Source organism: Pseudomonas sp. L7 (assembly GCF_046605565.1).
GTDB lineage: Bacteria > Pseudomonadota > Gammaproteobacteria > Pseudomonadales > Pseudomonadaceae > Aquipseudomonas > Aquipseudomonas wayambapalatensis.
This window is the reverse complement of record NZ_CP176784.1, coordinates 3059708-3073374: the sequence shown is the minus strand read 5'-3', so window position 1 is coordinate 3073374 and position 13667 is coordinate 3059708. Positions and strand designations below refer to the sequence as shown.

Annotated in this window: 7 protein-coding genes; 4 read left to right on the top strand and 3 right to left on the bottom strand. The window is 62.1% G+C overall.

The annotated features are described in order from the left end of the window. Positions 1-52: 52 nt before the first annotated feature. Positions 53-1690 carry a phosphoglucomutase (alpha-D-glucose-1,6-bisphosphate-dependent) gene (pgm, locus tag ACK3BK_RS13815; RefSeq protein WP_186710562.1) on the top strand — a complete coding sequence of 546 codons (1638 nt, stop codon included), beginning with the start codon at positions 53-55 and terminating at the stop codon, positions 1688-1690. A gap of 248 nt (positions 1691-1938) precedes the next feature. Here pgm and ACK3BK_RS13810 read toward each other — a convergent pair whose 3' ends face one another. After that, complete coding sequence (locus ACK3BK_RS13810; RefSeq protein ID WP_186664220.1) at positions 1939-2637, bottom strand: pirin family protein; 699 nt, start codon at positions 2635-2637, stop codon at positions 1939-1941. A gap of 220 nt (positions 2638-2857) precedes the next feature. Here ACK3BK_RS13810 and ACK3BK_RS13805 point away from each other — a divergent pair, with 220 nt between their 5' ends. After that, positions 2858-5329, top strand: coding sequence for a UvrD-helicase domain-containing protein (locus tag ACK3BK_RS13805; RefSeq protein ID WP_411382626.1), 2472 nt, complete (start codon positions 2858-2860; stop codon positions 5327-5329). A 12-nt stretch (positions 5330-5341) separates the two neighbouring features. On the opposite strand, the gene ACK3BK_RS13800 is transcribed toward ACK3BK_RS13805, so the two are convergent. Beyond that, complete coding sequence (locus tag ACK3BK_RS13800) at positions 5342-9952, bottom strand: NEL-type E3 ubiquitin ligase domain-containing protein (RefSeq protein WP_411382625.1); 4611 nt, start codon at positions 9950-9952, stop codon at positions 5342-5344. 425 nt (positions 9953-10377) lie between these two features. On the opposite strand from ACK3BK_RS13800, the gene ACK3BK_RS13795 reads away from it, so the two are divergent. Both ACK3BK_RS13795 and ACK3BK_RS13790 read left to right on the top strand, forming a co-directional pair. Continuing rightward, on the top strand, positions 10378-10803 hold the full coding sequence (locus tag ACK3BK_RS13795) for a VOC family protein (RefSeq protein ID WP_411382624.1): 426 nt from the start codon (positions 10378-10380) through the stop codon (positions 10801-10803). Between the two features lie 203 nt (positions 10804-11006). Continuing rightward, on the top strand, positions 11007-12683 hold the full coding sequence (locus ACK3BK_RS13790; protein ID WP_411382623.1) for an MFS transporter: 1677 nt from the start codon (positions 11007-11009) through the stop codon (positions 12681-12683). Between the two features lie 61 nt (positions 12684-12744). Here the strand turns inward: ACK3BK_RS13790 and ACK3BK_RS13785 are convergent, their stop codons facing one another. Continuing rightward, positions 12745-13656 (bottom strand): pyridoxal-phosphate dependent enzyme, encoded by a 912-nt coding sequence (locus ACK3BK_RS13785; protein ID WP_411382622.1) that lies wholly within the window; start codon positions 13654-13656, stop codon positions 12745-12747. Between the last annotated feature and the right edge of the window lie 11 nt (positions 13657-13667).

Here is a 13667-nt window from a genome sequence, read left to right as displayed (position 1 = left end):
CCCAGTACACTGCGCGTTCCAACACCTACATCCGTTGAACTCGAGGTTCTGCATGACGCTCAGCCCTTTGGCAGGCAAGCCGGCTCCGGCCAGCGTGCTGGTCGATATTCCCCGCCTGTTGACCGCCTACTACACCGGTCGCCCGGACGCTGCGGTCGCTTCGCAGCGCGTGGCCTTCGGCACTTCCGGACACCGAGGCACCTCGTTCGAGTTGAGCTTTAACGAGCATCATGTGCTGGCGATCACCCAGGCGATCTGCCTGTACCGCCAGGAGCAGGGTATCGATGGCCCGCTGTTCATCGGTGCTGACACCCATGCCTTGTCGGCGCCGGCCACCGCCAGCGCGCTGGAGGTCCTGGCGGCCAATGGCGTGCAGGTGCGCTTGTCCAAGGACGACGAGTACACCCCGACCCCGGCGGTGTCCCATGCGATCCTGTGCTACAACCGCGGTCGTCAACAGGGCCTGGCCGACGGCATCGTCATCACCCCCTCGCACAACCCGCCCCAGAGCGGTGGTTTCAAATACAACCCGCCCAATGGCGGCCCGGCTGACAGCGATGTGACCAAGTGGGTCGAAGCCAAGGCCAACGAACTGCTGGCTGCAGGTCTTGCGGGTGTCAAGCGCATTGACTACGCCCAGGCTCTGCAGGCTGCCACTACCCAGCGTCACGACTACGTGAGCAGCTACGTGGCAGACCTGGAAAACGTCATCGATTTCGAGGTCATCCGTAAAGCCAACCTGCGCCTGGGTGTCGATCCGCTGGGTGGCGCGGGCGTGCGCTATTGGTCGGCGATTGCCGAGCGATACCAGTTGAACCTTGAAGTGGTCAACACCGAGGTCGACCCGACCTTCCGCTTCATGAGCGTCGACTGGGACGGGCAGATTCGCATGGACCCTTCGTCGCCATACGCCATGCAAGGGCTGATCGGCCTGCGCGAGCGTTTCGACGTGGCCTTTGCCTGCGACCCGGACCATGATCGCCACGGTATCGTCACCAGTGACGGCCTGCTGCAGCCGAACAACTACCTTGCCGTGGCCATCGACTACCTGTTCCGCCACCGCCCGCATTGGCGCAGCGACGCCGCGGTCGGCAAGACCGTGGTCAGCAGTGGCATGATCGACCGGGTTACCGAGCGGTTGGGGCGCAAGCTCCATGAAGTGCCGGTGGGCTTCAAGTTTTTCGCCCAGGGCCTGTTCGAAGGTTCGCTTGGTTTTGGTGGAGAGGAGAGTGCGGGCGCTTCGTTCCTGCGTCTGGACGGCAGCGTCTGGGCGACCGACAAGGACGGCCTGATTCCCGCATTGCTGGCGGCCGAGATGACTGCACGCACGGGGCGCAATCCGAGCCAGGCCTATGCCGACCTCACCGCAGCGCTGGGCAAGCCGTACGCCACCCGGGTCGAGGCCAAGGCCGATGCGCGGCAGAAAGCGCTGCTGAGCAAGCTGGCGCCTGAGCAGGTGAAGTCCACCGAGCTTGCCGGCGAGCCGATCCAGCAGATCCTCAGCCATGCGCCAGGCAACGGTCAGGCCATCGGCGGCCTGAAGGTGATGACCGCCAATGGCTGGTTTGCCGCGCGTCCATCGGGTACCGAGGACATCTACAAGATCTACGCCGAGAGCTTCGTTGACGAGGCGCACCTGCAGCGCCTGGTGCAGGAAGCCCAGGCACTGGTGGATGCGGCGATCAGCTGATTGTCTTGCGATCACCGGCAACGCCGGTGTCGTAAACCTAGGCTCTGTATGAAAAACCTTGATACTCGGTGATGCTGCGTTGAAAACAGCCTCGGAATGCTCATTTACAACCCGTAAAGTCGAGCGCGACCCCGGCCGTTCCTCGGCTGTTTTCGCCTTGCCTGACCTTCGTCTCAAGGCTTTTCATACAGACCCAAGTCGTACGATTCGCGAGCTAGCCCGCGAAAAGTACGACTTGGCCATCTGGCTCAGGCCACATCCACCAGCACGATCTCGCTGTCCTCGAGCGCCGTGACGCGCAGCACCTCTTCGCCTTCCACGGCAATCCCGTCCCGGGCTTTGGCGCGCACGCCATTGGCCTCGACCACGCCTTTGGCCGGAACCAGATACCCGCGTCGTCCGGCATCGAAACGGTACTCGGCGCTCTCGCCGGCACGCAGGGTCGCGGCCACCAGCCGTGCATCGGCACGGATGCGCAGAGCATCCTGATCCTCGACACGACCGCTGGCCAGCGTCACGAAGCCTTCGCCTCGCTCACCTTTGGGGAACGGCCGAGTCCCCCAGGACGGTGCGTCTCCGACCTTGTCCGGCACAATCCAGATCTGGAAGATGCGCGTGTCGACCTTCTCCAGGTTGTACTCGCTGTGCACGATGCCAGTACCCGCACTCATCACCTGTACGTCACCGACTTCGGTGCGGCCTTTGTTACCCAGGTTGTCCTGGTGGCTGATTGCACCTTCGCGTACGTAAGTGATGATTTCCATGTCCCGGTGCGGATGCGGCGGGAAGCCACTGCCTGCGGCGATCAGGTCGTCGTTCCATACGCGAAGGTTGCCCCAGTGCATACGCTCGGTGTCGTAGTACTCGGCAAAGGAAAAGTGATGATGGGCATCCAGCCAGCCGTGGTTGGCATGGCCGAGGCTTTCAAAGGGGCGCAGTTGCAGCATGATCAGGGTCCTCGGTAAGTGGGAATGGGGCCATGATGCGCCTTTCAAGTATCGAAAATAAGCGTAAATATCGACTTGTTTTTATCTGATAAATTGATGGTTTTGGTTGTGGTGCTTTCTGCGTTTCATCGCCTAATCCTATGATCTGCAAGCATTAGCTGGCACTTTTCAGCGGTTCGGTGGAACATGTTCCGCTGATTCGACTAGCAATGGAGTGACCGTGTCTTTCGAGCAGCCCCCGGCGCCACTGGACCTGACCCCACCCGCGCAATTGCCTTGGTTGCGCCGCTTCGCCGCTCGCCTGCTCGGGCGTGGATTGAGCCGTCTGCAGGCCCAGCACCGTGACTCATGGTTCCTCGGCCATGCCACTGGCCAGCGCAGCGGGCACGCCGATGGCTTGCGTGACGGCTATGAACGTGGCCGCGCCGAAGGGTACGAGGCGGGGCGCCAGGTCCTGGTGATCCGCGACAGCCGCCCGGACGGCGCTGCGGTGCCCGGCGAGGACGACAAGCTGTTCGACGACTGGCGCCTGCCGCTGACAGCAGAGCTGAAGAAACGCTTCAAGGCCGATGTCGGCCAGCGCCTGCCTGCCGACGCCCAACCCAGTGCCGCGCAATGGAAGCTGATCTTCAGCGATACGCCGTCTACCTGCGTGGTGGCGGGGGCCGGCGCCGGCAAGTCCACTTCGCTGGTGCTGCGTATCCTGCTGCTGCGCCACTATCTGGGCTTCGAGTTGGACGCCATGACCGTGGTCACCTTCACTCGTGAGTCGCGCAAGGACTTCATAAAACGGCTGGTGCAGGTCTTCGCCCTCTGGCAGATCGACCTGACGCCGGCCCGTGCCCGTGACCTGGTGCGCACCTTCCATTCGCGCATCCTGCCCCTGGTGCGCAGCTTGCCGGGGTTCTCTCAACTGCGCGCATTCGAGACCCTGGGCAACGATGTACCTGCCGGCAGCGAAGCCGAGAGCGAAGGTAACCCTTTCGATCTGCGCCTGAACGATGCCCAGCGCCAGCAGCTCAATCTGTGTTATCGCGACCTGCTGCGTGACAGTCCACGTTTTGCGGAACTGGTCGCGACGATGCGCCAGGAGTCCCTGCAGCTCAAGCCGCTCGATCCGGATCATCCTGATGTGCAGAAGCGCGTACAGGTAACGCAACTGGCGGCCCAGCGCGACGAAGAGTTGTGCGACGTAATCGAAGACTTGTGGTTCGCTGCGGGCGCCTGGCCGATCAAGGGCATCGAGCCCTGTCGGGAAACGGTGCATATCCGTGGCCAGCGCTTCCATGTGCACGGGCGTCTTGAAGGGCTCGATGCCTGGGTGGTACTGGGCTTCGACCCGTCGGAAAGCGCCCAGTACCAACGTGCCAACGCCAAGCTGTCGGTGCGTGCCGAGTGGGCTGTAAAGCGCACGTTGTTTCAAGCTTTCTGCGATAAGCCACTGATTTGGCTGGATAACTACACTTCGGCAAAGCGTCTCGCCGCGTCGCTGGCGGGTGATGCGGTGGCGGGGCCTGGGTTCGAGTTCAAGGTCAAGGGTGAACTGGCCCCAACGCCATTACTCGATGCCTTCGTCGGTGCGGCGAGCTTCATCGAGAACCTGGGGCTGGAGGTCGGGAGTGCTGTTGCTCGCATGAGCTTTGCGCCGGGCGACAGCGATGCGCCGTTCTTCGAAGCCCTGGCCCTGTACTGGAAGGCGTTGGAGGCCCACCTGCTCGGACAGTCCCCGCCGGTGATGACCTATAACCGCATGTTCGCGCTGTTCGGCGAGAACAACCCCGAGAACCTGCAACTGTTGCCAGACCCGCTGCTACGCCCGCTGGCGCATCTGATGATCGACGAGTTCCAGGATGTCTCGCCACAGATCGTCAGTTGGCTGCGCGCGACGCTGCGTGAGATTCGCAGGCGTGGCCCAGGCATGCATGCCGGGCGCAACGCTGCGCATTCGTCGTTGATGTGCGTGGGTGATGACTGGCAATCGATCTACGGCTGGCGCGGTAGTTCACCAAAGTACTTCATGGAGTTCGGCAAGACCTTCCCATCGCCGGCCAATACCCGGGTGATGCTGGTCGAGAACTACCGGAGTCAGCAGCACATCATCGATGCGGCGGAACACCTGGTGCGCGGCACAGCGGCAATCACCGGCAAGAAGGCCAGGGCCTGTGGTGGCGCTGCTGCGTTGCCGTTGTCGCCGGTCAAGGTGTTCGAGCGCGATGAGGCCGCACTCGGGCAAACCCTGATCGAGCATTACCAGCGTGGCGAGACAGTGATGATGTTGTTTCGAAAAAGTAGCGATAAGCTGCTGATTTCAAATCATATAGAGTCTGTGGTCAGGGCTGATTCGAGCCTGCCGCCTGAGCAGCGTCGTCTGCGTCAGCTCACCTATCACAGCGCCAAGGGCCTGCAGGCCGATGCCGTGTTCATGCTCGGCGATTGCCAATACCTGACCAGTTCGCCCTACAAGAATCAGGTTTACCGCATGGCCGGGTTGGGGCGTACCGGGGATGCGCAGCCGTTCGACAGTGCGCAGAAAGACGAGGCGCAACGCCTGGCCTACGTCGGGGTGACGCGGGCGATCAGGCACTGCTATTGGCATGTGGAAGCTGTCAGCGGCGAGACAGCGGCACTGCCTCGCGCATCCAGCCAGGTACAAGGCCGGCACGTCTACTTCGAGGACCTGCGCGGCCAGTGAGGATTCACAGCGTCAGTCGGTTTCGATTTCCCGGGTCAGGCTTTCGAACAGTCCGCGCTCGACGCTCGTCTGCTCATCGCGCAGCGCATTGAATGCCGCCACGTCCTGTTCATCGGTGAGCAGCAACGGCTGCAGTTTCCCGTTACTGCTGGGCAGCTCTTGAGCGATCGCTTTCTCCAGGGCCTTCCTGACCGAGGTCGACAACGAAGTGACGGGCTCGAGCTCGACGGTCTCGCCGTTTACTTGCGAAGCGAAGTCGCGGCAGTACTGCAGGTAATCAAGCCCGGGTCGCCAGAACTCGGTGACCGCCTCGAACTGTGAGGCATGGGCACGCCTGAGGCTGAGCTGCCAGGTGGGCTGTTCGACGATCCATTGGCGGGGCCCTGCCGGATCTGTATCCAGACGCGTCACTTCCTTGCTTACGTTGGCCTCCACCTTGTACGACAGGTGGGCAGTCGGCCTGTAGAGCATGTTCTCGCTCGGCTCTGGATAGTCCAAATCCTCAGCGAGTGCCTGGCGCAACGCCAGGCGAATCTCTATGTCGTCGACCAGTCCATCGATCAACACATCGTCCGGAATGGCATCTGGGTCGTCCAGCTGATCAAGCGCAGGGATGTCCTCGGCACTGTTTTCCAGCCTCCGCTGCAGGCCGACTTTACGCAGCGTGCGCGCAAGGGCAATGCGATCAGCCAGGTTGTTGACCAGCTCTCGCCGGTAACGCTGGCGCAACAAGGCCCATTTTTCACTGAGGGTGAAGTCGCCGTTGCTGATCTTCTGCAAGCTGACCTCCGTTTCCAGTGCGCTGAATGCGTCGGCGCCGGCATCACCGCAAGTGGTGGGATAGTGTTCCGCGATATCGTTGAGCCTTTCACGCAGCTCGGTACTCTCACCTGCTGCTTTGAGCACTGCCCAGACGCGATTGCGCATGGCAGCAGGTTGTTGGCGAGTGTCTGCCGAATCGAGCAACAAGCCCAGCTTGTCCAGCAGTGGCTGGTTTTCGCCAGTTCCGAATAGATTGGCCCAGAGCAGACGTTGTTCTGGCGTGGCATTGGTCTGTATGAATGCCTCTGTCAGGCCGATCACGCCTTCGTTTTCGTGGACAACGAGTTGAATGCGGGCAAGCCCGGCACGGACCTCTGGCTCCAGTCCGTTGTAGTTGAAGGTCCAGCGCATGCCCGCCTGGCGCCTATTGATACCCTCGGCGAAAGGCGTGGCAAGGATATCTTCAAGGTCGGGTAGGGTGTGGATACGGTTCATCGACAGGTCGAGCTGGCGCAACTGGTACTGCCTTTGGCTCATCAGGGTCGTCAGCCCCTGTGGCCATTGCTCCAGGTCGCAGCGCGACAGGTTCAGGTGCGACAGCCGAGCCATGTAGCCAACATCAGGCGCTACGCCCAGAGGGTTGGCTCGCAGGTTCAATTGCTGGATGTGGATCATCCCCTGGAAACGCTCGGCACTGGCAGCATCGAGTGTGATGCGGTTGTTGTTCAGCCTGAGGGTATCCAGGCGGCGTGCGGCGAGGAAGTCGATGTTCGCAGCACTCAGGGTGAGTGCATTGTGCCCCAGGTCGAGCTCTCGCAGAGAGGGCAGGCCGGCCAGGGTTTCCTGCATCTGGGGGCTGAGCCTGGTCAATCCGGTGTCTCTGAGTACCAGTCTGCGAAGATTTGGTGCCGCTCGTAGCGCCGTTGCCAGGGAGGATTCGCTGAGCTGCGAACTGTTGAATATTTCAAGTTCTTCCAGAGCCGGGAAGCAAGTAAGCAGATCGGGGTTCAGTGCCCTCAACCCCAACCGATTGAGGCGCAATGAGCGGACATTCGAGAAGCGCGCCGAAATCTTGGGCAGCGTTGGGGTCTCGCTGCCAATGTTGTGGATTTCCAGCTCCTGCTCCTGCGGATTTCGCCAAGCGTCCATCAGCGCCACGTCTACTCCGCCGGACTCCGTACCAGCATTTCGTGAAGCGTCCACCCATCGGTCGATATCCTGGGTGAGTGTGTGCCACTCGTACTCAAGGCGAGAAATGTTGTTCTCCAATACGCGACCTGTGCCTAGTGGTGCTATCAGGTCATCGATCCGACTTTCGTTGTGTGTTCGGTAAAGCCTGGCGAGCCTTGCTCGCGCCCTGGAGACGCCCCGGCCACTGAGCGGATAGCCCAGCCGACCGTCGCTCAGGCGCAGAGGGGAGCGGAAGCCGGGTCTGACCGGTCGCTGGCCGATCAGTTGGCGGGCCTTGTCTCGGTCGGCGGTGGCGAGCTCGAACAGCGCGGCATCGGTCTTTGGCGGTTGTGTCTGCAGCCCCTCGCGCAGCAGTGCGGTATCGGCAGTCGCCAGATCGGCCTGTTTCAGACCAAGGATGGCCCGATCCAGGCGAATGCGGGCTTGCATCAGGCGCGCTTCCTCGGCGACGCGCAGTGGGACGCGTCCATCAGAGCTGCTCATCCGCGCGCGCTCTTGCGGGCTGGCATTTTCGACGATCTCATCCACCGCCACGCCCGGCAGGCTGGGAAACTGCCGCGACAAGCGTTCGGCCGCCAACGAGCTGTGCTCGGCCGCAGGCGCGCGGAGGCTGTCGAAGATCGACTGGCGGTTGGCTTCGAGTTGGTTCGCGAGGCGCTCCCGCAAGACCTGGATCCGGGATGCCTGTCCAGCTTCGACCGGCGCAAGACGCGCAGCTTGTTCGGGATCCATCTGAGCCAGCACACTGCTGACCAGTTCGCCATTCTCCAGCTCCTGTCTGCTGAGCTGCACCACATGATCGCCGGGCCTGCTGGCCCTGGGGTAGGTGACGGAATCGCCTGTACGCTCGCTCCCCTTGAAGACTTCCAGAACGTGATCGCTCGGCCATTCCGGCAACTGGGTCAGGGCATTGAGGGCGAAATTCTTGTATGCCGGGAAGCGTGTTCCTTGGCGAACACTGCGTGTCAGGCCAGAGATCTCTTCGCTGGTGCGCAAGCGCTGGAAGGCGTCCAACAACTGTGAAGGTGTTCGACCATCCTCTGCCAATTGATGACGTAGAACGTCCGCGCTCAAGCCGGTGCTGCGCAGCGCCGTGTCGCGTTTCTCTGCACTGAGGCTGCGCGCCGCGGAGCCCTGGCGCTGGAGCAGAGTCTCGCGGTCCCATGTCAGGGGATTCTCGTGCGCCACGCGCCAGGCCCCGGCGTCATTGTGCTCAAGCACAGGGCTATAGGCGTTCGGGTCGCTTGGGTGGCGAACGTGCCACTGGCCGTCCATGTCCTGGAACTGCTCGTAGAGGTCTTCGCCCAGGCGGACATAGGTCTTGCCCTGGTAGACATACTGACCCTGTGTATTGGGTTCGAGCTCGGAGGGGAGTTCCAGGTCACTGGCATACCCTGCCATGTTCGGGCTCCACAGCCGCTCCTGGCCATTGACGCTAATGCTTTGCATCGAATCGACAAAGTGCGATTGCAGTACCGCGCCACCGGCCACTGTGCCAATCAGCAATCCAGCATTGATTACCAGTGACTTCAAGTGTGCGATGGCCTGGGCGTTGTCATTTTCTTCCCAGGCGTGCAGCGCATCGAATACCGAACCCATCATCTGCGCACCGATCACCAGGCTCATGACCGGGTTGAGCCCCGGTATGCAGACGGCCGCAATGTTGAGGATGTCCATGCCGATGACACCCCAGAATTCGAGGCGCTCCAGGCGGGCTTGGGCATCGACATCGGCGGTCGGTACCACAATCGCGCGGGCATCGGCCTTCAAACGTCTGACATGGCGTATCTCCAGTTCACTCCACGGACTAGACGGCAGGGTCGTCAGGTTCGTGTCCAGGTTGACCGTCGTCCGTGCGGTCAGCGCTGCGTCGTCTGCAGTCGGGTTGCTGTACAGCGCATTGCGCAATCGGCCGTTGAGTGCAGGCTGCACGGCGCGCGAAGTGTATTCGACGAAGGACTGGCGGACCTTTGGATCGAGCAGGCGTGTGCGCAGGTGGATATGGCAGGCGGCCATTGATTTGAATTCTTTCAGCGTCTCGGTGCTGTCCCCAGGGAGGTAGAGCACCACGCACGTAGCCTTGGGCGTCACAATCGAAATCAGCATGAGTTCGTACAGCTCAAAACCGAAGACACTGAGCGACTGGCACTTGATGCTATAGGGCGCTTGCTTGCTGGCGGGCAGGTCGGTGCAGAGCGTATGCAGGGCAGCGAGTGTGTCGGAAGTGACGTCGCCTTTGAGGTAGGCGATGCGCGCTTGCACCCTCAACTCGTCCTGGCGTGCGCTGATCGAATCTCGGCTGATCTGCTCGGAATTACTGCCATCATAGATGGCGGCCAGGTGCTCCTGGTACTTCTGACCCAGGTCCAGATCGCGGGTTAGAGTGATGAACTTCTTCAGGTCAAGGCTTGGAAAGAATCGGTCATCGTCCTTGGCGAGACGTATACCGGAGAAACGGGGCGTGTCCAGCTCGCTCTTGAAGTTGTGCAGCGCAGCGGCGAGCAAGGAGCGGTACACGGGAGGGCCTGAGGGTAGGTATACCGTTTCCGTCTGGCCGCGTGTTGGTTGTGCGACTTTGGAATCTTGAGTGTAGTACTGCAGGACGTCGACCGACTGCTCCTTGTTCACGACCTTGACCGGCAGCTCGTTGTCGAAGCGCTTTTGCAGCAATGGCCGACAGAAATCGCTGATGCCCTGCAGCCCCGAGAGGCTGGTTTGCAGGGCTCGCAGGCTCTTGGCGCGCTGGTCGAGTGCATTGCGCAGCGCCTGCTGATCTTCGGGGAGTGCCGAGGAGTACCAGTCATACGCGTGACCGCTGGGGTAGAGGTGAGGGCTGCGTTGGGTGTCCAGCAGTGCGCTGAAGTGCTTCGGATGAAGGTCCTTGCTCCAGTTCGGCAAGGTGCGCAGGACCTGTGCTTCATGTTGGTTGGTGAGGTTGCTCATGGAGTGCTCCTTTCGTGGAAGCGCCCATTGGACGAGCTGGAGGGAGGCGCGCGTCTGTAGATGGTTAACGCCTGATAGCGAATTGTCCTGCCTGCGAGGGATCGGTTATGGTGCTGCGATGCACTTTCGGAGCTGCGACCAGGAGCTGCCACATGCGTCCCTTTGCCATTCGCCATATCGATCATCTCGTGCTGCGCGTGCGCGATCTTCAGCGCAGCGTCGCGTTTTACCGTGATGTACTCGGCTGCCGGGTGAGCAAGGAGCGCCCGGACCTGGGCATGATCCATCTGGCCACCGGCACCGCGATGATCGATCTGGTGAGCCTGGACGGTGAGCTCGGTCGCCCGGGCGGCGCTGCGGCAGGCGAGAGCGGGCGCAACCTGCATCACTTCTGCCTGCGTATCGATCCGTTCGACGAGCAGGCGTTGACCCGTTACCTGCGTGCTGCCGGGGTCGTGGTCGAGGCTGCGGAGTCGCGATACGGCGCCGAGGGCGAGGGGCTGTCGCTGTACTGTAATGACCCCGATGGCAACCAGGTCGAGTTGAAAGGACCTGTCGGCCAACAGCAGCAGGGATGATTCTTTCGATCGCCGGGCAGCCTCCAATCCTCAGTGGATATCCGCGCAATCCCGATTATGCTTCAACGTACCTTGCTGCGATTCTGGGCAGCCTGCCCTGTCGTGCTTCGCGCAACCGTAGTCCTGCTTAGACCCGGGGCCAGGGTGCGATGCTGTTTCTTTTGAGGTGCTCCGGCCTGACAAGAACACGACGGAGGCAACCCATGGCGGCAATCGACAGCACATCGACGGGCAGCGCGCCCCAACGCGGCATCAGTCGGGAGGAGCGCAAGGTCATCTTCGCCTCGTCCCTGGGCACCGTGTTCGAGTGGTACGACTTTTACCTTTACGGCTCGCTGGCGGCGATCATCGCCAAGCACTTCTTCGCCGGCGTCAATGAAACCACCTCGTTTATCTTCGCCTTGCTGGCGTTTGCCGCAGGCTTTGCCGTGCGGCCGTTCGGGGCCATCGTGTTCGGCCGTCTCGGCGACATGATCGGGCGCAAGCACACCTTCCTCATCACCATCATCATCATGGGCCTGTCCACTGCCGTGGTCGGGATATTGCCCAGCTACGCCAGCATCGGCGTGGCGGCGCCGATCATTCTCATCACCCTGCGGCTGCTGCAAGGCCTGGCGCTGGGCGGCGAGTACGGTGGCGCGGCGACCTACGTGGCTGAGCATGCGCCGCCCGGCAAGCGTGGCTTTTTCACCTCGTGGATCCAGACCACCGCGACACTGGGCCTGTTCCTGTCGCTGCTGGTGATCCTGACCTGCCGCACGTTGATGGGCACCGAAGCGTTCGAAGCCTGGGGCTGGCGGATCCCGTTCCTGATCTCGATCCTGCTGCTGGTGATTTCGGTGTACATCCGCATGCAGCTCAACGAGTCGCCGGTGTTCCTGAAGATGAAGGCCGAGGGCAAGGCGTCCAAGGCGCCGCTGACCGAATCCTTCGCGCGCTGGGATAACCTCAAGGTGGTGCTCATGTCGCTGCTGGGCGGCACCGCCGGCCAGGCCGTGGTGTGGTACACCGGGCAATTCTATGCGCTGTTCTTCTTGCTGCAGACCCTGAAGATCGACCCTCAGACCGCCAACCTGCTGATCGCAGGCTCGCTATTGATCGGTACGCCGTTCTTCATCCTGTTCGGCAGCCTGTCTGATCGTATCGGGCGCAAGAAGATCATCATGGCGGGCTGCATCATTGCCGCGCTCACCTACTTCCCGATCTTCAAGGGCCTGACCGAGTACGGCAACCCGGATGTGTTCGTCGCCCAGGAGCAGAACCCGGTGGTGGTGATTGCCGACCCGGCGCAGTGCTCGTTCCAGTTCGATCCCGTGGGCAAGGCGAAATTCACCAGTTCCTGCGATATCGCCAAGAGCCTGCTGGCCAAGCGCGCCACCCCCTATGAAAACGAACGTGCAGAGCCCGGCAGTGTGGCGCAGGTGCGTATCGGCGAACGGGTCATTCCAAGCTTCGAGGGCACAGGCTTGGCGGCGGCCGAGCTCAAGGCCCAGGGCGATGCATTCACCGCTACCCTGACCGGCGCACTGAAGGAGGCCGGCTACCCCGAAAAGGCTGACCCGGCGAAGATCCACTACCCGATGGTGCTGTTGCTGCTGACCATCCTGGTGATCTACGTGACCATGGTCTACGGCCCCATCGCTGCCTGGCTGGTGGAGCTGTTCCCGGCGCGTATCCGCTACACCTCGATGTCGCTGCCTTACCACATCGGCAATGGCTGGTTCGGCGGTTTCCTGCCGACAGTGGCCTTTGCCATGGTGGCGGCCACCGGGGATATCTACTATGGGCTGTGGTACCCGATCGTCATCGCGGTGATGACTGCGGTGCTGGGTATCTTCTTCCTGCCTGAGACCAAGGACCGGGATATCAATCACGCCTGAAGAACCGGCCACTCCTGCAGATCTTGCAGGAGTGGCCTTGTTTTGCAGTCACAGGCCTTCTTCAGGCTGCCAGCCAGTCGCGAATCTGCTCCAGCGTGGCGGTGGCGCCACCGCAGACGATCATCAGCACCTTGTTGTAGTGCGCCAGCCGCCCAGGTGCGTAGGCCAGGGCCAACGCTGCCCCGCAGGCAGGCTCTACCAGGATCCGGTGATCGTGCAGAAAGCGCTCGCAGGCCTGGAGCGCTGCACGATCGGATACCTGTTCGCTGTGCAACGGATGGTGCTGCGCGCAGGCCAGTGCCTGGTCCGCCACACGCTTGGCGCCCAGCGAGGTGGCCACGGAGTTGATGGCCGGCAGTTCCACCGGATGGCCCGCGGTGATGGCGGCATGCAGTGATGCGGCGCCTTCGGTTTCCACCGCCAGAACGGGCACGTCGTGCCAGCCATTGCGCTTGAGCCCTTCGACCACGCCACTGAGCAAACCGCCGCCGCCGACCGACAGCACCACGGCATCGGGTTTGAGCCCAGCCTGGGCGACTTCGTCGATCATGCTGGCATGTCCGGTCCACAGCAGCGGGTCGTCGAACGGATGGATGAACGCATCACCCGCGCCCAGCAAGCTTTGCGCATGCTGGTTGGCTTCTTGCCACGAACTACCTTTGACCACGACCTGGGCGTCTTCGAGCTTCAGCAGTTCGATGGCGCGCGCGCTGGTGGTTTCCGGCACCACCACGGTCACCGGCACGCCGAGCTTGCGCCCGGCATAGGCCACGGCGAGGCCGGCGTTGCCACCGGACGACGACACGAAGTGCCGGGCGCCACGCGCATGGTGCACTTCGCAGGCGTGGCCCACGCCGCGCAGCTTGAACGAGCCCGAGGGCTGCAGGGCCTCGAGCTTGAGCCACAGGGTAGGGCCGGCGGCCAGTGACAGCGGGCGGGATTCGATCAGAGGGGTCTGGACATGCAAGGTCATGGTGGGCTCCG